We start from the raw sequence: 25,038 nt of genomic DNA, 5'->3' as shown, positions 1-25,038 counted from the left end.
GGTGGATCAGCCCTTGCTGAGTGCCGCGTAGCGGAACTTGAACGAGGCGTCGAGGGTGTCCTCGGCTCCGCTCACGGTGCTGCCGACGACCGCGACCTGCGAGCCCTGCAGGTAGGGGACGGTCGAGAGCTGCGCCGCGACCTTCTCCTGGATCTGCTCGATCAGCGCGGTGCGCGCGTCGGCGTCGGTGGTCGAGACCTGCTGCGCGATCAGGCTCTGCACCTCGGCGTCGTCGAAGTGGTTGGCGAGGAAGTTCTCCTTGATGAAGAACGGCGAGAGGTAGTTGTCGGCGTCGGAGTAGTCGGGGAACCAGCCGAGCTGGTACGCCGGGTAGACGTCGCTCGAGCGGTCCTTCGAGTACTGCACCCACTCCGTGGTCTGCAGGTTCACGGTGAAGAGGCCGGTCGACTCCAGCTGGTCCTTGATCAGCGCGTACTCGTCGCCCGAGGACGGACCGTAGTGGTCGTTCGAGTACTGCAGGTTCAGGGTGACCGGAGCGGTGACGCCGGCGGCCTCGAGGGTCGCCTTCGCCTTGTCGGCGTCGGGCGCGCCGTTGCCGTCGCCGTAGAGCGACTTGAGCGGCTCGACCGCGCCGGTCAGGCCGGCGGGGACGTAGGAGTAGAGGGGGGTGTAGGTGCCCTTGTAGACCTGGTCGGCGATCTCGTCGCGGTCGATCAGGTCGGCGACGGCCTGGCGCACGGCGAGGGCCTTGGCGCTGTCGGCCTCACCGGTCGTCGCGCCGAAGGGCTGGGTGTCGAAGTTGAAGACGATGTAGCGGATCTCGCCGCCGGGGCCGTCCACGACCTTGACCGTGTCGTTGCCGCGGAGGTCGTCGATGTCCGTCGCCGAGAGGCTGCGGAACGCGACGTCGATGTTCCCCTCCTGGATGTCCAGCTTGAGGTTGGACGAGTCCGCGTAGTACTTGACGTTGACGGTGTCCGTCTTCGCCTCGCCGAGAACGCCCTGGTAGTCCGGGTACGCCTTGTACTGGATGAGGTTGTTCACGTCGTAGTTCGCGATCGTGTACTGGCCGGCGAAGGCGTCGCCCGAGACGATGTCGGCGTCCGCGGTCAGCTCGTCGGCCGAGAAGACCTCCTCGTCCACGATCGGGCCGGCGGGGCTCGAGAGGATCTGGGGGAAGGTCTGGTCGTTCTCGGACTTGAGCGTGAAGACCACGGTCGTGTCGTCCGGAGCCGCGACGCTGTCGAGGTTCGCCAGGAGCGAGGACGGGCCGTTCTCAGCCGCGATGCCGACCTGGCGGTCGAAGGAGAACTTCACGTCGGAGGAGGTGAGGTCGTGGCCGTTGGCCCACTTCAGTCCCTCCTTCAACTTCACGGTGTACTCCGTGGGAGCGGTGAACTCCGCCGACTCGGCGATGTCGGGCTCGACGTCCGGGCTGCCGTACGGGGTGTTCATCAGGAACGGGAACACCTGGTTCATCACGGCGAACGAGCCGTTGTCGTAGGAGCCCGCGGGGTCGAGCGTCGTGATCTTGTCGGTGGTGCCGATGGTCAGGGCCCCTCCGGCGCTGCCGCCGGACGAGTCGTTCCCGCCGGCGGCGCAGCCCGTCAGCACGAGCGCGACCGCGGCGAAGCCTGCGGCGGCGGCCAGTGCACGGGTGCCGCGAGTGGATGCGGAATTCATCTCCGTCTGCCTCTTCCTGTCAAGGATGGGATGCGGGCGCGCTCCGGGCGCGCGGACTCTCGGCACACAGATCTCCTGTGGGCTGTGGCGTCACGACACTGGACGCCCGCATTGCTGTTCCTCATAGGTAACACAGTTGGAAGCGCTCTCCGAACCGGCACGGGCGTGCGGCCGATTTCTTCACACGACCGCAACACGCTCACTCCGTGCGCAGCGCCCGCTTCTCGCGCTCGAGCTCGACCAGGCGCACCTGCACCGCGCGCGCCATCACCGGATCGGCGGACGCGCGCTGGAGCGCCCCGCGCAGCTCGGCGATCTCGCGGAGCAGGTCGCGCTCGATGAGCGAGATCGCCACGTCACGGGAGTAGCGGGCGAGCCCCTCCTCGTCGGCGGCCGGGATGGGCGCCACCGCGAGCTGGCGCACCAGCGAGGCGAAGGGGCCGGGGACGTCGTCGGCGACGTGCTCGACCCAGTCGCGGTCCTCCGCCCGCTCGAGGTTCGCGACCACGGCGTCGCGGACCACGCGGAGGGTCTCGTTGGTGACCGCCGCGTGCGCCGCCCGGGCCAGGAGCTCCGGACCCATCGCCTGGGGCAGCTGGAGCATCGCCATCAGCGCCTCGCGCTCGATGCGCGTGACGACGTCGACGGGGAGGTCGGCGATGCGCGCGCCGAGGGGCGCCTCGGCCGCGGACGATTCGCCGCCGCCCCGCCCGCCCTGCTGGTCGCGGCCCTCGGGTCCGGAGGAGCGGGGCCGGGATCCGGCGGAGCGCACGGCGGAGTTGACCTCGGCCATGTCCAGGCCGAGCATCCGGGCGAGCTCGCGGGAGTAGCCGGGCCGCAGCGCCGGGTCGCGGATCTCGGCGACGACCGGGGCGGCCGCGCGCAGGGCCGCGATCCGGCCCTCGACCGTCTCGAGGTCGTAGCGGTCCAGCAGCTGCCGGATCACGAACTCGAACATCGGCTTCTTGTCGTCGATGAGGCGGCGGACGGCGTCGTCTCCGCGGTTCAGGCGGAGGTCGCAGGGGTCCAGGCCCTCGGGCGCGACGGCGACGAAGGTCTGCGCGGCGAAGCGGTGCTCCTCCTGGAACGCGCGCATCGCCGCCTTCTGGCCCGCCGCGTCGGGGTCGAAGGTGAAGACGACCTCGCCGACGCCGCTGTCGTCGCCCAGCACCCGGCGCAGCACCTTGATGTGGTCGACGCCGAAGGAGGTGCCGCAGGTGGCGACCGCGGTGGTGACGCCGGCGAGGTGGCAGGCCATGACGTCCGTGTAGCCCTCGACGACGACCACCCGGTGCCCGCGGGAGATGTCCCGCTTGGCGAGGTCGAGCCCGTAGAGCACCTGGGACTTGTGGTAGACGGGCGTCTCGGGGGTGTTGAGGTACTTGGGGCCCTTGTCCTCCTCGAGGAGGCGGCGGGCGCCGAAGCCGACGGTCTGGCCGGTCACGTCGCGGATCGGCCAGACGAGGCGGCCGCGGAAGCGGTCGTAGACGCCGCCGCGGTTGTTGCTGCTGACCAGGCCGGCCGTGGTCAGCTCCTCCTCCGAGAAGCCGCGGCGCTTGAGCGCGGTCGTGAGCCCGTCCCAGCCGTCGGGTGCGAAGCCGACGCCGAAGCGGTCGGCGGCGGCGCGGTCGAAGCCCCGCTCGCCCAGGAAGCGCCGACCGACGTCGGCGCCCGGGGTCGCGAGCTGCTCGCGGAAGTACTCCTCCGCGGCGTCGTTCGCGGCGAGGAGGCGCGCTCGCCCACCGGTCTCGGGCGCGCGGCCGTCGCCGTCCTCGTACTGCAGCGGGAAGCCGATCCGCCCGGCGAGGCGCTCGACGGTCTCGCTGAACGAGCTGTGGTCCATCTTCATGACGAAGCTGTAGACGTCGCCCGACTCCTGGCAGCCGAAGCAGTGGTAGAAGCCGGCCTGCGGGCGGACGTGGAAGCTGGGGCTGCGCTCGTCGTGGAAGGGGCAGAGGCCCTTCAGCGAGCCGATGCCGGCCGACTTCAGCGTGACGTACTCGCCGATCACGTCGCCGATGTTCACCCGCGCCTTGACCTCCTCGACATCTGACTGTCGGATCCGAGGCATGGGGTCCATCGTATCGGCCGCCGGGGCCGCCGAGCCGGGGTGGGGAGAACTGCACCAGGGCGGCGCGGATCACCCCGGAGACCTGTGAGCGGCCCGCACCCCGAGATCAGGGTCATCCCTGATCCGCACCCGCCCGCCGTCTCCGAGAATCGACCCATGCCCCCTGCCGCCTCCCGCCCGCCTCTCCTGCGTGCTCTGCTCGTCGCCCTGCTCGGCGGTCTCGTCCTGGGCGGGCTCACCAGCCTGCTCCAGGGCTCCCTCCCGCCGTCGGTGAGCTCGTTCGCCAACTCCTCCGGGGGCTGGTCCATGCTCGTGTTCGCGCTCGTGCGCCTCGGCGGCGTCCGACCGGCAGCGGGGGCGGCGCTCGGCCTGCTGAGCTTCTGGGCGCTGCTCGAGGGCTACGACCTGGTGACCGCAGCGCGCGGCTTCGGCTACTCGCCTCCCTTCACGGACGTCTTCTGGCTGCTCGCCGTCCCCGCCGGGCCGATCCTGGGCGCCGGCGCCGCACTCACCCTCCACGGCTCGAGGACGTGGCGCGTCCTGGCTGTCGCGCCGCTCTCGGGCGTGCTGATCGGCGAGGGCGTCTGGGCGCTGGGCGCGGTCGCCGACACCACGAGTCCGGTGTACTGGTGGCTCCAGATCGTCCTGGGCGCGGGCTTCCTCGTCCTGGCCGTCGTGCGGAGGAGGCCGCGGGCACTCGTCTCGCTCGCGGCGCTCGGCGTCACCGCGGCGGCCGCCGTCGCCTTCTCCGTCGTCTACTCCGCGCTGTGAACCGTTCGAGAGGGTCGTCGCGGACCCTCCGCGCACTCGCGGGTTCCGCCCTCCTCCTGGCCCTCGCCGGGTGCACCACCACCGCGGACGCCCCGGTCGCGCCGCCGTCGTCCGCCTCCGTGCCGTCGTCGGCGTCCTCCGCCACCCCTCCTCCGATCGACGTCTCCGCCGAGCTGGCCGTGCTCGAGAACGAGTTCGACGCCCGGATCGGCGTCAGCGCCGTCGACACCGGCTCGGGTCGCCGGGTCGATCACCGGGCCGACGAGCGCTTCGGCTTCGCCTCGAGCCTCAAAGCCCTCGCCGCGGCGGAGTTCCTGCGCACCGTCCCCGCCGCCGAGCGGGACGAGGTGGTCACCTGGACCGTGGCCGACGTCGAGGCGGCGGGCTACTCCCCCGTCACGGAGGAGAGCACCGCCACCGGCCTGCCGCTGTCGCAGCTCGCCGAGGCGGCCGTCCGCCGGAGCGACAACACAGCGCTGAATCTCGTCCTCCGGCGCCTCGGCGGACCCTCCGCCCTCGACCGTGGACTCGAGGCTCTCGGCGACACCACCACCGAGGTGGTGAACGAGGAGCCCGCTCTGAACACGATCGAGCCCGGCAGCATCGACGACACCACCACCCCGGCCGCGTTCACGGCGGACCTCGCCGCGGTCGCCACAGGTGACGTGCTGTCCGCGGAGGACCGGGCACTCCTGCTCGACTGGATGAGCGGCAACGCGACCGGCGACACTCTCGTCCGGGCGGGCGCTCCGGCCGGCTGGAGCGTCGCGGACAAGTCCGGGGGCGCCGGCGGGATCCGCAACGACGTCGCCGTGGTGACGCCTCCCGGGCGGGACGCGGTCGTGCTGTCGATCCTCTCGTCGCGCAACGACCCCGAGGCGGACTACGACGACGCGCTGGTCGCCCGAGCCGCGGCCGTCGTGCTGGGAGCCCTGCGGTAGCGTCCGCCCGGCGTCAGCAGTGCCGGTTCACGTAGCCCGGTGCGCCACGGGGGACGACGTCGCGGTCGCGGAGGGTGACCGAGATGCTCCGGCCCTGCGCGGCGCAGGCCTCGGAGTAGGCGGACCGGCCGTTGTCGGTGTACTCGATCTCGTAGACCTGGCGCCCGTAGACGTCCGTGTACGCCGCGCACTCGTCGTAGACCTGGCACTCCTCGACGACGGCGAAGTCGAAGCCGACCGTCCTCTTCCCGGCAGCGGCGAGATCGGCTCCGTTCTTCTGGCCGATCGCCAGGCCGGAGCGGTGAGCGCGCGCCGTCAGGAGGGTGGCGAACGCCAGCGCCTGCGACTTCGTCAGCCTCCCGCCCGAGCGGGTGTAGCTGTCCAGATTGTCGGCCTCGACGGCGTCGAAGCCGTCCTCGGCGCAGCCGTCGATCCAGGCGCCGACGATCGCGAGCAGAGCGGTCCGCTTCGCGGCGGTCGAGACGTCGAAGAGGTACTCGTCCGGCCAGCCCGGATCGGCGAGGGGCTTCCCGTCCGCTCGCCTCACCAGGAGCTCGGGGTGCCGCTTCGCGAAGGCGGCGCTCTCGCCGGGCTGGGTCTGGAAGGCGTTCACGTAGCAGATGCTGTAGCGGCCGGCGGCGGGCGCGTCCGTGCGGTCGCGGTCGACGATGGTGACGCTCGACGCCGGAGCGTAGGCGCCTCCCAGCTGGTAGTCGAGGACGCCGTTCGCGGGAGGGAGCAGCGGTGCCGCCGAGGCCGCGGCGGGCTGGATCAGCAGCAGCCCCGCGACGACCAGGGCGAGGAGGCCGAGACGGGGCCGACGCGGCCTCATCCGGGAGCTCCCGGCGTGCGCCCTGCGGCTCGCACGCCCGTGGCCGCCGGCAGCGCGCCGAGTGCGAGCTCGCCGATGACCGCGATGCGGTCCGCCGGTGCTCCGTCGCGGGCCTGCGTCGACATCCCGCTGAGCACGGCGACGACGAAGGCGGCGACGGATCCGGCGTCCGTCTCCGGCGGCACGTCGCCCTCCTCGATCCCGCGCTCGACTCGTGCGGCGACGAGCGCCTCCATCTCGCGGCGACGGGCCTCGAGCCGCGGCTCGCTCAGCACGAAGCAGCCGGCAGGAGTGCCGGGCGCCGAGTACCCCTCCGCACTGACTCGGACGACGGCGGCGACGGCCTCGCGCGCCGTCGGCCGGTCGAGCAGCTCCTCGAGCACGGCGTTCGCGGTGCCGGCGTAGCAGGCCGCGGCGGCCTCGAAGAGCTCGTCCTTGTCGCCGAAGGCGGCGTAGAGGCTCGGGGCCGAGATGCCGATGTCCCGGGTGAGCACCGCGACCGTCGTCTCGTCGTAGCCGTCGCTCCAGAAGCGGTTCATCGCGGTACGCAGCGCCGCTCCGCGATCGAAGCTCCTCGGTCGTCCTGCCATGCCCATCAATCTATAGCAGGCGCTACGGAATGTGCTAGCGTCCTCGCCACCCGTTCTTTATCGATTGCTACAGAAAGCGGACCTCATGCAGATCCACGATTCCACCGCCCTCGTCACCGGCGCCAACCGGGGCATCGGCGCCGAGTTCGTCCGGCAGCTCCGCGCCCGCGGCGCCCGCACCGTCTACGCCGCCGCCCGGGATGTCTCCTCGATCGCGGTGAGCGAGGGCGTCGTCCCCGTCGCGCTCGACGTGACGGACCCGGTGCGCATCGAGGAGCTGGCCGCCGAGCTCGGCGACCTGCGGATCCTCGTCAACAATGCGGGCATCGCGCCGACCGTGCCCTTCCTCACCGGCGACATCGCCGAGATCCGCCGCACCGTCGAGACGAACGCGTTCGGACCGCTCCTGCTGACCCGCGCCTTCGCCGGCCACCTCCGTCGCGCCGGCGGCGGCGCCGTGCTCAACGTGCTGTCCGTGTCGTCCTTCACGTCGTTCCCGGGCGCCGAGTCCTACTCGATGTCGAAGGCCGCGGCGTGGAGCGCGACCGACGGCCTCCGCCTCGCTCTGGCCGAGCAGGGCACCCAGGTCCTCGGCCTGCACATGGGGTTCGTCGACACCGACATGGCGTCCTGGACGGACGCGCCCAAGTCCTCACCCGAGGCGATCGTGACCGCCGCCCTCGACGGACTCGAGCGCGGCGACTCCGAGGTGCTCGCCGACGACATCGCCCGCAGCGTCAAGGCCGGCCTCGCTCTCGATCCCGCGGAGCGCTACGGGCAGCTGCTCGCCGGCTGATCCTCGACAGGCGCCGTCACCGGAGGTCGTCGTCGATGCCGCGGAGGTCGAGGACGAAGCGGTAGCGCACGTCGTTCCTCGCCAGCCGGTCGAGGGCGGTCCCGACCTCCGCGACCGGCAGCACCTCCACCTCGGCGGCGACGCCCTCCGCGGCGCAGAAGTCGAGCAGGTCCTGCGTGCAGCGGCGCCCTCCGCTGCCGGCCGAGGCGAGCCGCTTCCTGCCGACGAGCAGGTCCAGGACGTCCACAGTCACGGTGCCGAGGTGCCCGAGCAGGAACAGGGTGCCGTCGAGGGTGAGCACGCGCAGGTAGTCAGCCGGGTCGTGCGGGGCGGACACCGTGTCGATCACGACGTCGAGCGAGTCGCGGGCGGCGGTGAGCGCCTCCGCGTCCGTCGTGACGACGACGTGCTGCGCTCCGAGCCGGCGGGCGTCCGACTCCTTGCCCGGAGACGTGGTCAGGAGCGTGACCTCGGCGCCGAGAGCCGCGCCCAGGCGGACCGCCAGGTGGCCGAGTCCGCCGAGGCCCGCCACACCGAGGCGGGTCCCGGGCCCGACTCCCGACGCTCTCAACGGCTCCCAGACCGTGATCCCCGCGCAGAGAAGCGGTGCGGCCGCGGCCGGGTCCAGACCCTCGGGGAGTGCGTAGGCGAACCGCTCGCTCACGACGTACCGGCCGGAGTACGCCCCGAGCGTGGGCGTGCCGTCGATCCGGTCCGTGCCGCCGTAGGTGAGCGTCGGGAAGCTCGCGCAGAAGTTCTCCTGGCCGGCGCGGCACATGCCGCACTCGCCGCACGAGTCGACGATGTTCCCCACCGCGACCGCGTCGCCCGGGCGGAACGCCGTGACTCCCGTGCCGACGGCGAGGACCTCGCCGACGAACTCGTGGCCGGGGACGAGCGGGAATCCCGCGTCGGCGCCCAGCGCGCGGAGGTCGCTGTGGCAGACGCCGCAGAAGTCGACGCGGACGTCGAGGTCGTCGGCGCGCAGCTCGCGCCGCCCGACGACGGTGGGGCGGAGGGAGTCGCCGGGACGCTCGGCGAGGAGTGCAGTGGTGAGCATGCCGGCAACACTACCTACCGGTTGGTAGCTTCTCCGGGATCGTCAGCGGAGTCGCAGGGCCGCGTCGACGACCTGTCCCAGTGCGGCTCGTCGGCGCTGGTGCACAGGGTCGGGGTCGCCGGGGTCGGCGACCGTGGTGACGGAGCCCTGGGCCCAGGCCGCGGCGGTCGCGATGAGGAGGGTCCAGAGATCGGCAGGGTCGAGGTCGGGGCGGAGGAGGCCGGCGCGCTGCTGCTCCGCGATGTCGGCGAGGTTCGCCTCGTCGATGCCCTCGTTGCCCGCGTACAGGTAGCCGTCCGGTTCCTGCTCGAGCCGCTTCCACATGACCAGGCGCATCAGCGCGGGGTCGGCCAGGTAGTCGTCGTAGAGCCGTCTCGCGTAGTCCGCAGGGTCCGCCGCCGTGAAGGGCACCCGCTGGGCGTTGGCGAGCACGTGCGCGTCGAACACCGCGTCGAACAGCCGCTCCTTCGCTCCGAAGTGCGAGTACAGCATCGGCTTGCTCATCCCCGACCGAGCCGCGATGCGGTCGACCCGCGCTCCCGCCAGCCCGTGCGCCGCGAACTCCTCCGTCGCCGCCTCGAGGATCCGCTGCCGTGTCCGCTCCGCTCCCACGCCCTCACCGTACCCGCCGCCCCGCGCCCCTCCGCGCCTCGCGGTGCGGTGCCCTCCCCGCCCTCCGAGCCGACCGGCCGACCCGCACGCCAGCGCATCGCCTCGGACGGACGCATCCGGCTCCCTGGAACCCGCCATCCCGCAAGCCGACCGCGGTGACGCCTGGCGGTGACCGGCGTGCTCCCGGCACCGCCGAACGGCCGATCCGCGTGCCAGCGGATCGCCCTAGGCGGACGCACCCCGCTCCACGAAACGCACCACGTCGCCGAGCCGACCGCGCCACGCCGGCCGAGGACCGGCGTGCCACCGGCACCGCCGAACGGCCGATCCGCGTGCCAGCGGATCGCCCTAGGCGGACGCACCCCGCTCTACGAAACGCAACACCTCGCCAAGCCGACCGCGCCACGCCGGGCGAGGACCGGCGTGGGATCAAGCACAGCCGAACGGCCGATCCGCGTCCCAGCGGATCGCCCTAGGCGGACGCACCCCGCTCCCTGGAACGCACCACCTCGCCAAGCCGACCGCGGTGACGCCGGGCAGGGACCGGCGTCACAGCTGAGCCGGGCGCCGCCCGGCTCAGCGCATCAGCACAGCCTCTCGAACCAGGCGAGGGCGCTCTGGTCGGTGAGGTTGGCGACCTGGTCGACGACGACGCGGCGGCGGGCGTCGTCGTCGGGGGCGGCGTGCCAGTCCTCGGCGAAGCCGGGCTCGAGGGTTCCCGGGCCGCGATCGAGGAGCGTGTCGGCGAGGCGGGTGAGGACTTCGCGCTGCTGGGCGTAGATGGGCTGGCGGGTGTTCCGCGACATCACGAACGTCGCGACGATCCCCTTGAGCACGGCGATCTCGGCCTGCTGCTCGCGGGGGACGACGACGTGGCCGCCGAAGCGGACGAGGTCGGGGTGCTGGTACGCCTCGCGGGTGGCCTCGGTGGCGGCGGCGGCGAAGCGGCCGATGAGCTGGCTGGTGAGGTTCTTGAGCCGGGCCTGGTCGCGGCGGGAGCCGTCCCAGGAGGAGACCCACACGTCGAGCGAGTCGAGACGGTCGAAAGCGGCGACGAGCTCGTCGTGTCCGACCTCCCCGCCGACCCAGGAGTGCATCGACTGCACGAGGTCCTCGTGGTCGGCGCGGGAGCCGAGTGCTTCGACGTCGATGTAGCCGGAGACCACCGCGTCCTCGAAGTCGTGCACGGAGTAGGCGATGTCGTCCGAGAGGTCCATCACCTCGGCCTCGATGCAGCGCACCCCCTCGGGGGCGCCCTCGCGCATCCAGGCGAACGCGGGGGCGTCGTCGGCGTAGAAGCCGAACTTGGCGCGCCCCGACGGGTCGGCGACCGAGCGCGTGTCGGGCCAGGGGTACTTGCAGCTCGCGTCGATGCTGGCGCGGGTGAGGTTCAGCCCGTAGGGGCGGGCGTCGTCGCCGAACACCTTCGGCTCGAGCCGCGTGAGCAGCCGGAAGGTCTGCGCGTTGCCCTCGAAGCCGCCGATCCCCTCGGCCCAGGTGTTGAGCGCGCGCTCGCCGTTGTGCCCGAACGGCGGATGCCCGATGTCGTGCGCGAGGCAGGCCGTGTCGACGACGTCGGGGTCGAGGTCGAGGCTCGTGGCGAGCTCCCGGCCGATCTGCGCCACCTCGAGCGAGTGGGTCAGGCGGTTGCGCGCGAAGTCGACGCCCGCCGTGGGGCTGAGCACCTGGGTCTTCGCGGCCAGGCGGCGGAGCGCGCTGGAGTGGAAGAGCCGGGCGCGGTCGCGGGCGAAGTCGGAGCGGCGGGTCGAGTGGTCCTCCGGCAGGAATCGCTCGGTGTCGACGAGCGAGTACCCCCAGAGCGCGCGGTCATCCACCGCTGTTGTGGATCTCGGCGGCCGAGACCGCGTCGCGCTGCCCGGCGTCGAGCTCGCGGGACTCGAGCCAGCGGTCCGGGAGGGAGGGGACCTTGGGCGAGCCGGCGCGGCCCCGCTGCCCCTCGGCCGCCTCGCCCGGATAGGGCTGCGTCCAGTCGAGCGTCGCCAGGAGCTCGTCGAGCTGCGCGAGCGTCTCGACCGTGGCCAGGCGGGCGCGGAGGTCGCCGCCGACGGCGTAGCCCTTGAAGTACCAGGCGACGTGCTTGCGGATGTCGCGGCAGCCGCGCTCCTCGCTCTCGAAGAAGTCGACGAGCAGCTCCGCGTGGCGGCGGAACGCCTCGGCGACCTGTCCGAGCGAAGGGCGGAACCGCTCGTCGGAGCCGGCGAACGCGGCGGCGAGGTCGCCGAAGAGCCAGGGGCGCCCGAGGCAGCCGCGACCGACGACGACTCCGTCGCAGCCCGTCTCGGCCATCATCCGCAGCGCGTCCTCGGCCGACCAGATGTCGCCGTTGCCCAGCACGGGCACGCTCGTGACCGTCTCCTTGAGCGTGGCGATCGCCGACCAGTCGGCGTGCCCGCTGTAGAACTCGGAGGCGGTGCGCGCGTGCAGCGCGATCGACGCGACTCCGGCGCCCTCGGCGGCACGGGCGGCCTCGAGGTAGGTGAGGTGGTCCGGGTCGATGCCCTTGCGCATCTTGACGGTGAGCGGGACGTCGCCGGCGGCCTTCACAGCGCCCTCGACGATCTGCCGGAACAGCGGGAGCTTCCACGGCAGGGCCGCTCCCCCGCCCTTCCGGGTGACCTTGGGCACGGGGCAGCCGAAGTTGAGGTCGATGTGGTCGGCCCGGTCCTCGGCGACGAGCATGGTGACCGCCTCGGCGACCGTGACCGGGTCCACTCCGTAGAGCTGGATCGAGCGCACCGACTCGCTGGGGTGGTGGCGGATGAGGCGCATCGATTCCGGCGTGCGCTCGACGAGCGCGCGGGAGGTGATCATCTCGCTCACGTAGAGGCCGTTGCCGAACTCGCGGCAGAGGCGGCGGAACGCCGTGTTGGTGATGCCCGCCATGGGGGCGAGCACCACCGGCGCGTCGAGTTCGAGGGGGCCGATCCGGAGCGCCGGCGCGGTGCGCGCGGGCGGGGCGGCCGTGAGAGTGGAAGACATCGATATCGATTCTCCCAGATCCTGTGTTGGGGAAGGCGGAGTGACGAGCGGAGAGGTGGAGAGATGAACGGGAGCACACCGGTGGAGGACGGTTCGCAGCGGCTGGAGGCGGACGCGTCCGCCCGCGGCCTTGCGGTCGAGATCGTGGAGAGGCCCGCTGCCGGCAGCCTGCACGAGGCGGCCGCGCTGCTCGGCATCGAGCCCGGCGACATCGTGAAGTCGCTCGTAGTGAAGCGCCACGACGGCGGCTACCTGTTCGCCCTCGTCCCCGGCGGGCGGCAGATCGCGTGGCCGAAGCTGCGCGCGGTGGTCGGAGTGAACAAGCTCCGCCTCCCGGACGAGACGGCCGCCCTCGAGGCGACCGGCTACCGGCGCGGCACCATCACCCCGATCGGCTCCACGACGGCCTGGCCGGTCTACGCCGACGAGCGGATCCTCGGCCGCCGCGTGGCGATGGGAGCCGGCGCCGACGGGCGCAGCGCCTTCGTCGACGCGGACGCCCTCGTGGCCGCCTACGGCGCGACCGTGGCCGACATCACCGTGGAGGAGCCTCCGCGCTGATCGGCGGTACCTCGGCCTGCGCTTCCGCGGCCTGCGGCACGGCGCAGACGCCGTCCTCGCACAGCGGCCCGCCGGAGTCGCCCAGCATCTCGAACGGCCCGCTCACGCGACGGCCGCCCGCTGCTCCAGCACGTGCTCGAGGACCTCGGTGAACGCCGCCGGCTCCTGGGCGCCGGAGACGCCGAAGCGCCCGTCGAGGACGAAGAACGGCACCCCCGAGATCCCGTACTCGCGGGCCTGGGCGATGTCGGACTGCACCCGCCCGAGGTAGCGCCGGTCCTCGAGAGCACGGCGCGTCTCCGCCGGGTCGAGCCCGACCTCGCCGGCGAGCGAGGCGAGTACCTCCGGATCGGCCAGGTCGCGGCCCTCGACGAAGTACGCGCTCAGGAGACGCTCGACGAGCTCGAGCTGCAGTCCGTTCTCCTTGGCGTGGTGGAGCGCCTGGTGGGCGGTGACCGTCTTGACGTGGCGCACCGACTCGAAGTGGTAGTCGAGGCCGACGCTCGCCGCGATCGCCGTGACGGAGTCGAGCATCTGCTGCGCCTGCGCCTCCGGGATGCCCTTGTGCTCGGCGAGGAACGCCGCCTCTCCCCCGCGGTAGTCCTCCGGCGTGTCCGGCGAGAGCTCGAAGCTGCGGTACTCCACGACGACCTCCGGAGCCTCGGGGTGCGCGGCGCGGAAGGCCTCGAGCCCGCGCTCGAACCGGCGCTTCCCGATGTAGCACCAGGGGCAGGCGATGTCGGACCAGACGTCGACGGACAGGGGGCTCGGCTCAGCACTCACCCCCAGGACAACGGAGGGGGCGCCCCGCTATTCCCGCAGCACGCGGACGAGCTCGTCCACGTCGGACTCGTCGTTCCAGAGGTGGAAGGCGATGCGGAGCCGGCCGCCGCGGCCCGAGACGCGCAGACCCGCGGCCTGCAGCAGCTCCAGGTCCGCTCCCCCCTCGTCCGGCCAGGACACGAGCGCCCGGTGCTGAGGCTCCCGGTCCAGCCGCTCGCACAGCAGGTCGCCGAGGCCGGAGGCGTGCGCCCAGACCGCGTCGAGGTCGAGCGAGCGGAACAGAGCGAGCGACGCCTCGGCGCCGGCGAACGCCTGCCAGGCCGGCGAGACGTCGAAGCGGCGGGCGTTCTCGGCCAGGTGCATGGCCGGTCCGTAGCAGGACGACCACACGTCCTCCCCCGAGTACCAGCCCGCCTGCACGGGGACGAGCTCGGCCGCGTAGGCGGGCGAGACGGTGAGGAACGCCACTCCGCGTGGCGAGCACAGCCACTTGTAGGCGTGGGTGAGGGTCGCGTCGAAGCGGGAGGCGTCGACCGGCAGGACGCCGGCCGCCTGCGTCAGGTCGCACGCGGTCCGCACTCCGTGGCGCGCGGCCGCCTCGAGGACGGCGTCGAGATCGGCGAGCGCTCCGCTGCTGGACTGCACGGCGGAGAAGACGACGAGGTCGTCCCCGTCCTCGACGGAGTCGGCCAGCGCCTCGAGCGCGACGGAGCGCACGGTCACTCCGCGGTGCGCCTGGGCGAGGAAGGGGAACACGATGGAGGAGAAGTCGCCGTCCACGCAGAGCACGCGGGCCCCGTCGGGCAGCGAGGCGGCGAGCACGGCGGCCATGGCGGAGGTCTGCGAGCCGATCGCGACCCGGTCGACCGGGACCCCGGCGATCGCGGCGAACGAGGCACGCGCGCGCTCGGCGACAGCGCCGTAGGCGGCGGCCGTGCTCTCCCCGGACGACCAGCCGTCGAGGTCCGCCCGCAGCGCCTCGACGGTCTCCCGCGGCGGCAGGCCGAGGGTGCAGGCGTTGTGGTAGCCGCGGGCACCGGCGAAGCGCGCGCGCAGGTCGGCGGAGTTCGGCAGTGCGGTGCTCACCTCTCGAGGATGACGCTCCGGAGCCGGATCGCCAAGACCGGGGAGCGACCGGGCGCGTCGGCGGCGGGCCCGGTCAGCGGGCGGCGAGGGCGTGCGCCTGCTCGAGCACGGCGACGACCTCGCGGGCCTCGCGGACGTCGACCGGCGAGGGAGCGCCGTCCTGGAGCGACCGCGCGACCTGCTCGAGGAACGCGGCGTAGCGTCCCCGCTCACTCGGCACGGGGTGTGCGCCGGAGTCGTCGACGAGGACGCCCCATCCCTCGGGCGCGACCTCGCCGAAGCCGTCGTCGTCCGGTCGGGCGCCGCCGGTGCGGAGCGCGGTCTCCTGCGGGTCGAGGCCGTCGACGCTGAAGGCGGCGCGGGTGCCGAGCACGCGGAAGCGGGGGCCGGTCGCCCGGGCGACGCGGCTCATGGTGAGGTGGGAGCGGACGCCGCTGTGATGCAGGAGCGAGACGAACGCATCGTCCTCGCTCGCCGAGCCCTCGTGGACGGTCCGGGTCTCGGCCGCCGTGACGACCGCCGGGCCGAACAGCAGCAGCGCCTGGTCGACCAGGTGGCTGCCGAGATCGAAGAGGATCCCGCCGCCCTCGGCCGAGCCCGTCTCGCTCTGCCACCGGCCCGTCTTCGGCGCGCTCCAGCGCTCGAAGGTCGACTCGAAGCGGAGGACCTCGCCGAGGACGCCTTCGCCCAGGAGGCGGCGGAGCGTGAGCAGATCGGCGTCCCAGCGCCGGTTCTGGAAGACGAAGACGGGCGCACCGCTCCGCTCGGAGGCGGCGATGATCGCGTCCGCGTCGGCGGCGCTCGGTGCGAAGGGCTTGTCGATCACGACGGCGACACCGGCCTCGAGCACCCGGACGGCCTGCTCCCGGTGCACCGACGGCGGCGAGGCGAGCACGACCAGCTCCGGCCGCTCAGCGAGCACCGCGTCGAGGTCGGGCACGATCCGGGCCTCCGGATGCGCGGCGGAGGCCGCGGCCCTCCGACCGGCGTCGCGGGTGGAGACGGCGACGACCTCGAACGCCGGGTCGGCCGCGAGGAACGGACCGTGGAAGACGCTGCCGGCGAGCCCGAAGCCCACGATCCCGGCCCGGATCACGAGGAGGCCCCCGGCACGTCGACCGCGCCGCCGAAGCGGCGGGAGCGGCCGGAGTAGTGCTCGATCGCGTCCCAGAGGTCGGTCCGGGTGAAGTCCGGCCAGAGCCGGTCGAGGAACACCATCTCGGCGTAGGCGCTCTGCCAGAGCAGGAAGTTGCTGGTGCGCTGCTCGCCGGAGGAGCGCACGAAGAGGTCGACGTCCGGCATCTCGGGCACGTAGAGCGCCCGGGCGATCGTCTTCTCGGAGATGCCGGAGGGCTTGAGCCGCCCCGCCTGGACCTCGGCGGCGAGCCGCTGCACCGCGTCGGCGATCTCGGTGCGCCCGCCGTAGTTGACGCACATGGTGAGGGTGAGCACGTCGTTGTCCGCGGTCATCCGCTCGGCGAACTGCAGCTCGTTGATCACCGACGCCCACAGGCGCGGCTTCCGGCCGGCCCAGCGGATGCGCACGCCCCACTCGTTGAGCTGATCGCGGCGGCGGTGCAGCACGTCGCGGTTGAAGCCCATCAGGAAGCGCACCTCCTCGGGCGAGCGCTTCCAGTTCTCGGTCGAGAACGCGTAGACGCTGAGGTGCTTCACGCCGATCTGGATCGCTCCGGCCACGACGTCCAGCAGCGCCGTCTCGCCGCGCTTGTGCCCCTCGATCCTCGTCAGGCCGCGGGAGTTCGCCCAGCGGCCGTTCCCGTCCATCACGATGGCGACGTGCCCCGGAACGGCCTTCCGCGGGATCGCAGGCGGGTGGATCCCGGTCCAGTCGAGAGGGCGGTACGGCTCGGCGTCCTTGTGGGTGAAGGGCTTCATCGGGTGACGTGCTCCAGGGATCTCAGACCGCGTTCGAGGTGGAACTGCGTGTAGGCGGCGACCACTCCACTCGCCCGCGACCGCGTGGTCGGCTCGGTGGTCTCGGCGTGGGCCCAGTCTCCCGTGAGCAGTGCGCCCAGCAGGACCACGACCTCCGGAGCGACCCGCGGTGCTCCGGGCGGCGTGCAGTCGGCGCAGACGACGCCTCCGAGCTGCACCACGACCGCGCCGTGGGGCCCGGGGGCGCCGCAGCGCGCGCAGTCCTCGAAGCTGGGCGCCCAGCCCGCGATCGAGAGCGCCCGCAGGAGGTAGGAGTCGAGCGTCAGCACCGGCTCGTGCTCGTGCTTCGAGAGCGATCGCAGGGCCCCGACGAGCAGCAGGTACTGCTGCAGGGAGGCGTCCGCGTCGGTGAGGCGGTCCGCCGTCTCGACCATCGCGCTCGCGGCCGTGTAGCTGTCGTAGTCGGCGGCGATCAGCGCACCGTAGGCGCCGAGCGACTCGGCCTGCGTGACGATGTCGAGGCTCCGGCCCTCGTAGAGCTGGAGGTCGGCGACCATGAACGGCTCGAGCCGCGAGCCGAACTTGGAGCCGGTCTTGCGCACGCCCTTCGCCACCGCGCGGATCTTGCCGTGACTGCGCGAGAGCAGCGTCACGATGCGGTCGGCCTCGCCCAGCTTGTGCGTGCGGAGCACCACGGCTTCGTCGCGATAGGTGGGCATCCACCGATTATCCCCCCGACCCCCGACACCCGGCTGGCAGCCCGGCCGGAGCAGGGCCCGCGCCGTGGAACGATGTCCGGGTGGCAGCCTCCCTCTTCGAGATCCCGGCCTGGGCCGACCTGCTCGCGATCGCCATCGGCTGCCTCCAGGGCGCGATGTTCGCGGGCGAGTTCCGCGACCGCCGGATCGACCTGCTCGGCGTCACGATCATCGGCACGGCCACCGGCCTCGGCGGCGGCGTGCTCCGCGATCTGCTGCTCCAGACGCCCCTGGTGGCCCTGCACACCGACGCGTACCTGATCGTCGCGGTGACCGCCTCCCTGCTCGGGATGCTGCTCCAGCACCTGCTGAACCGGGTCGACGGGACGATCACCGCCCTCGACGCGCTGACCCTCGGGCTCTTCGGCGCGATCGGCACCACGAAGGCCCTGTCGCTCGGCGTGCCGGAGGTGCCGGCCGTGTTCGTCGGCACCGTCTCGGCCGTCGGCGGATCCGTCGTCCGCGACATCCTGCTGAACCGGCCGATCGCGCTGATGCACGTCGGCTCGCTCTACGCGGTCGCCGCCTCGGTGGGCACGGGCGTCCTGGTCCTCGCGCTGCGCTTCGGAGTGACGATCGACTTCGCCGCGCCGCTCGCGGTGGGCGTGACCACGGTCATCCGCCTGCTCGCGGTCCGCTACGGCTGGAGCCTGCCCGAGCAGCGCGCGCTCAGCGGGGTGCCGCGCCTGCGCTGGCGCCGCCGGACCTAGCGGCGGCCGACCCGGACGCAGGGAGCGGAGTCCCGCGCGGTCCGCGCACGGGAATGCCGTGGGAGCCGCGACGCATCACGGCTCCCACGGCGGGGATCGGGCCCGATCAGGCGGAGGCGCCGGCCAGCTCGCGGACCGGGACCTCCTCGCGCAGGGCGCGGTTGACGGCCGAGACGATGGCCTTGAGGGAGGCGGTCGAGATGTCGGCGTCCACGCCCACGCCCCACAGGGTGCGGCCGTTCACCGTGCACTCGACGTACGAGGCGGCCAGCGCGTCGCCGCCGGCGCTGAGCGCGTGCTCGACGTAGTCGAGGACCCGGACCTCGACGCCCTGCTGCTCCAGCACGGCCTCGAAGGCGTTGATCGGGCCGTTGCCCCGCGAGCTGGCCGAGACGCGCTCGTCGCCCACCCGGAGGACCGCGTCCAGCGCGATGCTGCCGCCCAGATCGCTCGACGTGTTCGTGCGCAGCAGCTCGAAGCGGCCCCACTTCTCGTCGGCGCGCTCGGCGGGCGCGGGCAGGTACTCGTCCTGGAACACCGTCCAGATCTGCTCGCTCGTGACCTCGCCGCCCTCGGCGTCGGTCTTGGCCTGCACGACGCCCGAGAACTCGATCTGCAGCCGGCGCGGCAGGTCGAGCGCGTGGTCCGTCTTCAGCAGGTACGCGACTCCGCCCTTGCCGGACTGCGAGTTGACGCGGATGACCGCCTCGTAGGAGCGGCCCAGGTCCTTCGGGTCCACCGGCAGGTAGGGCACGGCCCAGGTGAGCTCGTCGACGCTGCGGCCGGTCCGCTCGGCCTCGGCCTGCATCGCCTCGAAGCCCTTCTTGATGGCGTCCTGGTGCGAGCCGCTGAAGGCGGTGAAGACCAGGTCGCCCGCCCAGGGGCTGCGCTCGGGCACGGGCAGCTGGTTGCAGTACTCGGCGGTGCGCTTGATGCCGTCCATGTCGCTGAAGTCGATCTGCGGGTCGATCCCCTGGGTGAACAGGTTCACGCCCAACGCGACCAGATCGACGTTGCCGGTGCGCTCGCCGTTGCCGAAGAGGCAGCCCTCGATCCGGTCGGCACCGGCCAGGTAGCCCAGCTCGGCCGCCGCCACGGCCGTGCCGCGGTCGTTGTGGGGGTGCAGCGACAGCACGATGTTCTCGCGCTGCGCGAGGTTGCGGCTCATCCACTCGATCGAGTCGGCGTAGACGTTCGGGGTGGCCATCTCGACGGTGGCGGGCAGGTTCAGGATGACCTTGCGCTCGGGAGTCGGCTCGAAGACCTCGACGACCCGGTCGCAGATCTCGCGGGCGAAGTCGAGCTCGGTGCCGGTGTAGCTCTCGGGCGAGTACTCGTAGTAGACGGCCGTGCCGGGGACGGTCGACTCCATCTCGCGGCACTTGCGGGCGCCGGCCAGCGCGATGTCGATGATGCCCTGACGGTCCTTGCGGAACACGACCTCGCGCTGCAGCACGCTCGTGGAGTTGTAGAGGTGCACGATCGCCTGGCGCGCGCCGCGGATCGACTCGTAGGTGCGCTCGATCAGGTGGTCGCGGGCCTGGGTCAGCACCTGGATGGTGACGTCCTCGGGGATCGCGCCCTCCTCGATGAGGCTGCGCACGAAGTCGAAGTCGGTCTGGCTCGCGCTCGGGAACCCGACCTCGATCTCCTTGTAGCCCATCCGGACCAGCAGATCGAACATGATGCGCTTGCGCTCGGGGCTCATCGGGTCGATGAGCGCCTGGTTGCCGTCGCGGAGGTCCACGGCGCACCAGCGGGGCGCGGTCGTGATGCGCTTCGACGGCCAGGTGCGGTCGGGCAGGTCCACGGCGATCAGCTCGTGGAAGGGACGGTACTTGCCGATCGGCATGGGCGACGGCTTCTGGTTGTTCAGCATGAGGTGCTCTCCCGGCGCAGTGGTGCGCACGTGTCTGTTCTCGCTCGTGACCGATCCCGCTCGCGTGCGGCTCCGCTGGTGGGCGGTGCCGGTCGGGCGGTCTCGCGGGGATCCGGATGCGGATCGACCTCGCGGGCGAGGGATGGTTCAGCCGACGACGGACTCCGCGACGAGGATGGCCTGAGGATCAGATCTCGTCGCGGCGGAGAAGGAGGAGCTGTCCGAAGCGCACCCGGTCAGGGTAGCACCGCCCCCGCGGCGCGTCACCCCGGCGACCCGCGCTAGGAGACCAGGCCGTTCTCGTAGGCGTAGACCACCAGCTGCACGCGGTCGCGCAGGCCGAGCTTGCCGAGGGTGCGGCTGATGTGCGTCTTCACCGTCGCCTCGCTCAGGAACTCGGCGCGCGCGATCTCGGTGTTGCTCATCCCCCGCGCGGCCAGGTGGAAGATCTCGCGCTCGCGGTCGGTGAGGGTCGCGAAGGCGGGCGGGGTCTCGCGTCCGCTGCCCGCCGCTCCGAAGTGCTCGAAGAGCTCGCGGGTCGCGGAGGCGGCGACCACGGCGGTCCCCGCGTGCACGGTGCGGACGGAGGCGAGGAGGAAGCCGGGCTCCGTGTCCTTCAGGAGGAAGCCGCTCGCACCCGCCCGGATGGCGCGCGCGGCGGCCTCGTCGAGGTCGAAGGTGGTCAGCACGAGGATGCGCGGAGGCTCGACCCGCCGCTCCTGCGCGTCCGCGAGGATCCGCCGGGTCGACTCGATCCCGTCGACGCCCGGCATCCGGATGTCCATCAGCACGACGTCGGGGGCCAGCCGCGCGACCAGCTCCGCGCCCTCCGCCCCGTCCGAGGCCTCGCCGACCACCTCGAGGTCGGGCTGCGAGCCGAGCAGCATGCGGATGCCGGCGCGGAAGAGGGCCTGGTCGTCGACGAGGACGAGGCGGATGGTGTCGGTCATGCGGGGCTGCCTCCGGAGGCGAGGGGTAGGGCGGTGCGGGCGAGGGACGGGGAGGAGGGCAGGCGCGCGTCGACGACGAAGTCGTCCCCGACCGGGCCGGCGGCGAGCACTCCCCCGACGAGCGCGGCGCGCTCGCGCATGCCGACCAGTCCGTGGCCCTCGCCCGGCAGGGAGTCGCGCTCGACGTCGGCGCACCGGGCGTTGCGCACGGTCAGGGCGAGCTCGCCGCCGTCCTGGCGCAGGGCGATGTCGAGCGGCGAGCCCGGGCGGCCGTGGCGGAGAGCGTTCGTGGTCGCCTCCTGGGCGATGCGGTACAGGGCCAGACCGACGGCGCGCGGCACCGCCTCCAGGTCGACGGCGAGCTCGGCGCGGACGGGGGCTCCGGCTCCGCCCACGCTGTCGAGGAGGGCCGGCAGGTCGCGCGCGCCGGGCTGCGGGCCGTCGCTCTGCGAATGCCGCAGCTGGGCGAGGAGCACGCGCACGTCGCCGAGGGCGTCCCGGGCGACGGAGGAGATGGTCAGCAGCGCGGCGTCGGTCTGCTCGGGGCTGGTGGCGCCGAGGTAGCGCGCGCCGTCCGCCTGCGCGATCACGACGGCGAGGGAGTGAGCGACGACGTCGTGCATGTCGCGGGCGATCCGGTTGCGCTCCTCCACGGTGTCGAGCTCGCGCTGCGCCCGCGCGCGCTCCTGCTCGGCCTGCGCGCGCAGGGTCTGGCCCTCCCGCGCCCGGCGGACCGAGCGCGAGAGCAGTCCGATGGTCCAGGAGAGGCCGAGCGTCGCGAGGATCCCGCCGAAGGTGGCTCCGGCCGACAGCAGGCCGTCGTAGGCGCTCGCGACGAGGTCGAAGACGAGGACGAGGTAGACGACGGCGACCACGGCGCCGAGGACAGCCGACACCGCGCCCGCGATCCGAACCCGCCGCGACTCCGACGCGCCGGCGCCGAAGAGGACGGCCAGGATGGCCAGATCCGCGGGTCCGGGAGCGAGGCTCGCGCTCATCTGGAGGGCGGCACCGGCCCAGGCGATCGAGAGGGCGAGGACCGGGGACCGCCGGTGCAGCACCAGCGCGACCGCGAGCACGCCCGCGACCAGCAGCTGCATCGCGCCCTCCACCCCGGCGAACGGGAGGCCGGCGACGAGGAGGAGCACCAGCGCCTGACCACCGGCGACCCCCACCGCGAAGGGGTCCTGCGGACCGGCGACCCGGGTCAGCAGCGCGTCGATCCGATCGCCCGCGAGGACCGGCGCCCGCAGCGCGTTGAGGTACACGAGGACCTTCGCCGCACCGAGCACGGAGGCGACCGCGAGGGCGACCAGGGCGAGGACCACGAACTCCACGCGCGCCGGGAGCCCGGACGGATCGAGCGGGCCGGAGAGGCCGAGCGCGACGGTGACGCCGCCGATCCCGGCGAGGATCAGGCCGCCCGCGAGCGCCAGGGCACGGGTCCAGGGGCCCACCCGGCGGGTCGTCTGCCAGAGGACGACCAGGCCGACGAGCACCCCGTCGACGGGGACGCCGCCGAGCAGGACGCCTCCGTCGGCGAGCGCGCCGACCGCGACGAGCGAGGGGGCGAGCGCGGGCAGGAATCCCGCGACCGCGAGGGCCAGCGCGAGCACGAGGCCGCCGGCGATCCGCTCGGTCGGAGTGACCCCGGTGAGCCCGAGCAGCAGGTGGAGGGCGGCGAGCAGCGCCCCGGCGATCGGCAGGGCCGCCGGTCGGTCGAGGAGGGCGCGCATGAGGACCACGCTACGGGTCCGCGCGCCCGGGGGCGTCGTCCTGGAGGGTGACCGCCGTCGTGCTCCGGCGTCAGAAGCCCAGGCGCCCCAGCAGCTTCGGGTCGCGCTGCCACTCCTTGGCGACCTTCACCCGGATGGAGAGGAACACGCGGCGGCCCAGCAGGCGCTCGATCTGCTCGCGGGAGACGGCTCCCACCTCGCGCAGACGCTGGCCGCCCTTGCCGATGATGATGCCCTTCTGGCTGTCGCGCTCCACGAAGACGTTGGCGTAGATGTCGATCAGCGAGCCGTCCTCGCGCTCGACCATATCGTCGAGCGTCACGGCGAGGGAGTGCGGCAGCTCGTCCGAGACGCCCTCGAGGGCGGCCTCGCGGATGAACTCGGCGATCCGCGAGGACAGGTCCTCGTCGGTCACCGCCTCCTCCGGGTAGAGGGCGGGCGAGACGGGCATCAGGCGCAGGAGCTCGACGGCCAGGACGTCCAGCTGCTCCTCGGTCACGGCCGAGATCGGCACGATCGTGTCCCACTCGCGCAGCTCCGAGACGGCGAGCAGCTGCTTCGCCACGGACTTCTTCGAGGAGAGGTCCACCTTCGAGACGATCGCGACCTTCCGGGCGCGCGGGAAGGAGTCGAGCTGCTCGTTGATGAAGCGGTCTCCCGGGCCGATCGGCTCGTCCGCGGGGAACAGCATCCCGATGACGTCGACGTCGCCGAGGGTCGAGGTGACGAGCGAGTTCAGCCGCTCTCCGAGGAGCGTGCGCGGCCGGTGGATGCCGGGGGTGTCGACGACGATCAGCTGGCCGTCGGTGCGGTGCACCACGCCGCGGATAGCGCGCCGCGTGGTCTGGGGCTTCGAGCTCGTGATGGCGATCTTCTCGCCGACGAGGGCGTTCGTGAGCGTCGACTTGCCCACGTTCGGGCGGCCGACGAAGGACACGAAGCCCGCCCGGTAGGGAGCGGCGGCGGGAGTGGTGTCGGTCATCGTGCGTCCTCGTGCTGATCGCCCGTGGCTCCGCGGGTGGGAGCCGTGCTCGGGCTGGGGGTGGTGGTGCCGCCGTCCGCGATGATCGCGACGGGGCCGGTGCCGGGCTCGCCGGCGGTGTCCAGATCGGGATCGCGGCGGACGATCACCGTGGAGATGGTCCCACGGCGCGGGTCCGCCTGCTCGGCCTCGAGCAGCACTCCGCCGATCCGCGCCGTCGCGCCGCGCTCGGGGAGGCGCCCGTAGGCCTTGGTCAGCAGTCCGCCGACCGAGTCGACGTCGTCGTCCTCGAGGTCGAGCTCGAACAGCTCGCCGAGCTCGTCCACCGGCAGGCGCGCCGAGACGCGGTAGACCCCGGGCGCCGTCTCCTCGAAGAGGTCGACCTCGCGGTCGTACTCGTCGGAGATGTCGCCGACGAGCTCCTCGATCAGGTCCTCCAGCGTCACCAGGCCCGCGATGCCGCCGTACTCGTCGACCACCATCGCGAGGTGGTTGGACTCGAGCTGCATCTGGCGGAGCAGCTCGTCGGCCTTCTTCGACTCGGGCACGAACAGCGCCGGGCGCGCGAGATCGGCGACCGTGTCGTCGTCGTCCGGCCGCTCGTAGGTGTGCCGGGCCACGTCGCGCAGGTAGAGCACGCCGAGGACGTCGTCGACGCCGTCGCCGATGACGGGGAGCCGGGAGATGCCGCGGCTCAGCAGGAGCCCCATGCCGGCGCCGACGGAGGAGGTCGCCTCGATCGTCACCATGTCGGTGCGGGGCACCATCACCTCGCGGACGAAGGTGTCGTTGAACTCGAAGATCGAGTGGATCAGCTCGCGGTCGTCCTGCTCGAGCACGTCCTGCTCGGTCGCCTCGTCGACCATGCTGAGCAGCTGCTCCTCGGAGGAGAACCCCGCCGAGCGCCCGGTCCCCGGCGTCACCCGGTTGCCGAGAGCCACGAGCCCGTGCGCGACCGGGCCCAGCGCGAGCCGGAGCACGTGCACAAGCGAGGCGCTGGTGGACAGGACCGCGCGGGCGTTGGCGCGCCCGACGCTGCGGGGGCTGGAGCCGACCAGGACGAACGAGACCGCCGCCATGATCAGGACCGCCAGCAGGAGCGCGAGCCAGAGCTGCGGGACCTCGACGACCAGCACCGTGGTGACGAACACCGCGGCCGTCGTCTCGGCCGCGATCCGCGAGAAGTTGACGACGTTGACGTGGGCGCTCATGTCGCCCGCGATCGCGCGGAGAGCGCGGGTGCTGCGGGAGTGCTGGGCCATGTCGAGCAGGTCGCTGCGCGAGAGGACGCCGAGGGCGGCGTCGGTCGCGGCGAACCAGCCGCCGACGGCGACGAGCGCGAGGGCGGCGATGAGGAGCTGGAGAGTGGGCACGGCGCGC

Annotated in this window: 23 protein-coding genes; 5 read left to right on the top strand and 18 right to left on the bottom strand. The window is 72.7% G+C overall.

All coding sequences use genetic code 11. From position 1 onward, the window contains the following. Positions 1-6: 6 nt before the first annotated feature. Positions 7-1,644, bottom strand: a complete 1,638-nt coding sequence (locus C5D50_RS11060) for an ABC transporter substrate-binding protein (RefSeq protein ID WP_104223443.1) — start codon at positions 1,642-1,644, stop codon at positions 7-9. Between the two features lie 199 nt (positions 1,645-1,843). Further along, positions 1,844-3,715 (bottom strand): DNA primase, encoded by a 1,872-nt coding sequence (gene dnaG / locus C5D50_RS11055; RefSeq protein WP_104269262.1) that lies wholly within the window; start codon positions 3,713-3,715, stop codon positions 1,844-1,846. A gap of 156 nt (positions 3,716-3,871) precedes the next feature. Between dnaG and C5D50_RS11050 the strand changes: the two genes are divergently transcribed. Further along, the gene (locus tag C5D50_RS11050; RefSeq protein WP_181137338.1) at positions 3,872-4,486 is read left to right on the top strand and encodes a DUF6518 family protein; all 615 of its coding nucleotides are present in this window, start codon (positions 3,872-3,874) and stop codon (positions 4,484-4,486) included. Next, positions 4,483-5,427 carry a class A beta-lactamase gene (bla, locus tag C5D50_RS11045; protein ID WP_104283507.1) on the top strand — a complete coding sequence of 315 codons (945 nt, stop codon included), beginning with the start codon at positions 4,483-4,485 and terminating at the stop codon, positions 5,425-5,427. Before C5D50_RS11050 ends, bla begins: the two co-directional genes overlap by 4 nt. A gap of 13 nt (positions 5,428-5,440) precedes the next feature. Here the strand turns inward: bla and C5D50_RS11040 are convergent, their stop codons facing one another. Together C5D50_RS11040 and C5D50_RS11035 are read right to left on the bottom strand one after the other, a co-directional pair. Next, positions 5,441-6,259, bottom strand: coding sequence for an endo alpha-1,4 polygalactosaminidase (locus tag C5D50_RS11040; protein ID WP_104250973.1), 819 nt, complete (start codon positions 6,257-6,259; stop codon positions 5,441-5,443). Beyond that, positions 6,256-6,849 (bottom strand): TetR/AcrR family transcriptional regulator, encoded by a 594-nt coding sequence (locus tag C5D50_RS11035; RefSeq protein ID WP_104283510.1) that lies wholly within the window; start codon positions 6,847-6,849, stop codon positions 6,256-6,258. The genes C5D50_RS11040 and C5D50_RS11035 overlap by 4 nt, the downstream gene beginning before the upstream one ends. An 85-nt stretch (positions 6,850-6,934) precedes the next feature. Between C5D50_RS11035 and C5D50_RS11030 the strand changes: the two genes are divergently transcribed. Further along, complete coding sequence (locus C5D50_RS11030; RefSeq protein ID WP_104283506.1) at positions 6,935-7,645, top strand: SDR family oxidoreductase; 711 nt, start codon at positions 6,935-6,937, stop codon at positions 7,643-7,645. 16 nt (positions 7,646-7,661) lie between these two features. Here the strand turns inward: C5D50_RS11030 and C5D50_RS11025 are convergent, their stop codons facing one another. The 4 genes from C5D50_RS11025 to dusB form a co-directional block, all read right to left on the bottom strand. Further along, positions 7,662-8,705, bottom strand: a complete 1,044-nt coding sequence (locus C5D50_RS11025; RefSeq protein WP_104283505.1) for an NAD(P)-dependent alcohol dehydrogenase — start codon at positions 8,703-8,705, stop codon at positions 7,662-7,664. Between the two features lie 42 nt (positions 8,706-8,747). Then, entirely contained in the window at positions 8,748-9,317 is a 570-nt protein-coding gene (locus C5D50_RS11020) for a TetR family transcriptional regulator (RefSeq protein ID WP_104283504.1), read from the bottom strand. 584 nt (positions 9,318-9,901) lie between these two features. Then, the gene (locus C5D50_RS11015) at positions 9,902-11,152 is read right to left on the bottom strand and encodes a deoxyguanosinetriphosphate triphosphohydrolase (protein ID WP_104223438.1); all 1,251 of its coding nucleotides are present in this window, start codon (positions 11,150-11,152) and stop codon (positions 9,902-9,904) included. Further along, on the bottom strand, positions 11,145-12,317 hold the full coding sequence (gene dusB, locus C5D50_RS11010; protein ID WP_104234452.1) for a tRNA dihydrouridine synthase DusB: 1,173 nt from the start codon (positions 12,315-12,317) through the stop codon (positions 11,145-11,147). Before dusB ends, C5D50_RS11015 begins: the two co-directional genes overlap by 8 nt. 63 nt (positions 12,318-12,380) lie before the next feature. Between dusB and C5D50_RS11005 the strand changes: the two genes are divergently transcribed. Then, positions 12,381-12,878, top strand: coding sequence for an aminoacyl-tRNA deacylase (locus C5D50_RS11005; RefSeq protein ID WP_104223436.1), 498 nt, complete (start codon positions 12,381-12,383; stop codon positions 12,876-12,878). A 102-nt stretch (positions 12,879-12,980) separates the two neighbouring features. Here C5D50_RS11005 and C5D50_RS11000 read toward each other — a convergent pair whose 3' ends face one another. From C5D50_RS11000 to recO, 5 genes are all read right to left on the bottom strand, one after another. After that, complete coding sequence (locus C5D50_RS11000) at positions 12,981-13,661, bottom strand: DsbA family protein (protein ID WP_104238217.1); 681 nt, start codon at positions 13,659-13,661, stop codon at positions 12,981-12,983. 27 nt (positions 13,662-13,688) lie between these two features. Continuing rightward, positions 13,689-14,747, bottom strand: coding sequence for an aminotransferase class V-fold PLP-dependent enzyme (locus C5D50_RS10995; RefSeq protein WP_104283503.1), 1,059 nt, complete (start codon positions 14,745-14,747; stop codon positions 13,689-13,691). Positions 14,748-14,820: 73 nt separating this feature from the next. Continuing rightward, a complete protein-coding gene (locus C5D50_RS10990; protein ID WP_104283502.1) occupies positions 14,821-15,843 on the bottom strand; it encodes a Gfo/Idh/MocA family oxidoreductase in 1,023 nt (340 codons plus the stop codon). Continuing rightward, the gene (locus tag C5D50_RS10985; protein WP_104238220.1) at positions 15,840-16,643 is read right to left on the bottom strand and encodes an isoprenyl transferase; all 804 of its coding nucleotides are present in this window, start codon (positions 16,641-16,643) and stop codon (positions 15,840-15,842) included. The genes C5D50_RS10990 and C5D50_RS10985 overlap by 4 nt, the downstream gene beginning before the upstream one ends. Continuing rightward, complete coding sequence (gene recO / locus C5D50_RS10980; RefSeq protein ID WP_104223431.1) at positions 16,640-17,362, bottom strand: DNA repair protein RecO; 723 nt, start codon at positions 17,360-17,362, stop codon at positions 16,640-16,642. The genes C5D50_RS10985 and recO overlap by 4 nt, the downstream gene beginning before the upstream one ends. Before the next feature lie 80 nt (positions 17,363-17,442). Here recO and C5D50_RS10975 point away from each other — a divergent pair, with 80 nt between their 5' ends. Continuing rightward, positions 17,443-18,111, top strand: a complete 669-nt coding sequence (locus tag C5D50_RS10975) for a trimeric intracellular cation channel family protein (RefSeq protein ID WP_104223430.1) — start codon at positions 17,443-17,445, stop codon at positions 18,109-18,111. A 106-nt stretch (positions 18,112-18,217) separates the two neighbouring features. Here the strand turns inward: C5D50_RS10975 and leuA are convergent, their stop codons facing one another. The 5 genes from leuA to C5D50_RS10950 all read right to left on the bottom strand — a co-directional run bounded on the left by leuA (position 18,218) and on the right by C5D50_RS10950 (position 25,031). After that, entirely contained in the window at positions 18,218-19,990 is a 1,773-nt protein-coding gene (gene leuA, locus C5D50_RS10970) for a 2-isopropylmalate synthase (protein ID WP_104238221.1), read from the bottom strand. Between the two features lie 281 nt (positions 19,991-20,271). Continuing rightward, positions 20,272-20,940, bottom strand: a complete 669-nt coding sequence (locus C5D50_RS10965) for a response regulator transcription factor (protein WP_104234459.1) — start codon at positions 20,938-20,940, stop codon at positions 20,272-20,274. Then, positions 20,937-22,676: a sensor histidine kinase gene (locus C5D50_RS10960; RefSeq protein ID WP_146086922.1), complete on the bottom strand. Its 1,740-nt coding sequence runs from the start codon at positions 22,674-22,676 to the stop codon at positions 20,937-20,939. The genes C5D50_RS10965 and C5D50_RS10960 overlap by 4 nt, the downstream gene beginning before the upstream one ends. Positions 22,677-22,746: 70 nt before the next feature. Beyond that, positions 22,747-23,658: a GTPase Era gene (gene era, locus C5D50_RS10955; protein ID WP_104223426.1), complete on the bottom strand. Its 912-nt coding sequence runs from the start codon at positions 23,656-23,658 to the stop codon at positions 22,747-22,749. Next, complete coding sequence (locus tag C5D50_RS10950) at positions 23,655-25,031, bottom strand: hemolysin family protein (RefSeq protein ID WP_104283500.1); 1,377 nt, start codon at positions 25,029-25,031, stop codon at positions 23,655-23,657. Before C5D50_RS10950 ends, era begins: the two co-directional genes overlap by 4 nt. Between the last annotated feature and the right edge of the window lie 7 nt (positions 25,032-25,038).

Source organism: Rathayibacter sp. RFBD1 (assembly GCF_002932915.1).
Taxonomy (GTDB): Bacteria; Actinomycetota; Actinomycetes; order Actinomycetales; family Microbacteriaceae; genus Rathayibacter.
This window is presented reverse-complemented; position numbering and strand designations above follow the sequence as displayed.

Coding starts and splice junctions, on each gene's coding strand:
- era (WP_104223426.1), bottom strand. CDS start 23,658: ATGACCGACACCACTCCCGCCGCCGCTCCCTACCGGGCGGGCTTCGTG.
- C5D50_RS11060 (WP_104223443.1), bottom strand. CDS start 1,644: ATGAATTCCGCATCCACTCGCGGCACCCGTGCACTGGCCGCCGCCGCA.
- C5D50_RS11030 (WP_104283506.1), top strand. CDS start 6,935: ATGCAGATCCACGATTCCACCGCCCTCGTCACCGGCGCCAACCGGGGC.
- C5D50_RS10965 (WP_104234459.1), bottom strand. CDS start 20,940: ATGACCGACACCATCCGCCTCGTCCTCGTCGACGACCAGGCCCTCTTC.
- C5D50_RS11050 (WP_181137338.1), top strand. CDS start 3,872: ATGCCCCCTGCCGCCTCCCGCCCGCCTCTCCTGCGTGCTCTGCTCGTC.
- leuA (WP_104238221.1), bottom strand. CDS start 19,990: ATGCTGAACAACCAGAAGCCGTCGCCCATGCCGATCGGCAAGTACCGT.
- C5D50_RS11040 (WP_104250973.1), bottom strand. CDS start 6,259: ATGAGGCCGCGTCGGCCCCGTCTCGGCCTCCTCGCCCTGGTCGTCGCG.
- C5D50_RS11005 (WP_104223436.1), top strand. CDS start 12,381: ATGAACGGGAGCACACCGGTGGAGGACGGTTCGCAGCGGCTGGAGGCG.
- C5D50_RS10960 (WP_146086922.1), bottom strand. CDS start 22,676: ATGCGCGCCCTCCTCGACCGACCGGCGGCCCTGCCGATCGCCGGGGCG.
- C5D50_RS11025 (WP_104283505.1), bottom strand. CDS start 8,705: ATGCTCACCACTGCACTCCTCGCCGAGCGTCCCGGCGACTCCCTCCGC.
- dnaG (WP_104269262.1), bottom strand. CDS start 3,715: ATGCCTCGGATCCGACAGTCAGATGTCGAGGAGGTCAAGGCGCGGGTG.
- C5D50_RS11035 (WP_104283510.1), bottom strand. CDS start 6,849: ATGGCAGGACGACCGAGGAGCTTCGATCGCGGAGCGGCGCTGCGTACC.
- dusB (WP_104234452.1), bottom strand. CDS start 12,317: ATGTCTTCCACTCTCACGGCCGCCCCGCCCGCGCGCACCGCGCCGGCG.
- recO (WP_104223431.1), bottom strand. CDS start 17,362: ATGCCCACCTATCGCGACGAAGCCGTGGTGCTCCGCACGCACAAGCTG.
- C5D50_RS10985 (WP_104238220.1), bottom strand. CDS start 16,643: ATGAAGCCCTTCACCCACAAGGACGCCGAGCCGTACCGCCCTCTCGAC.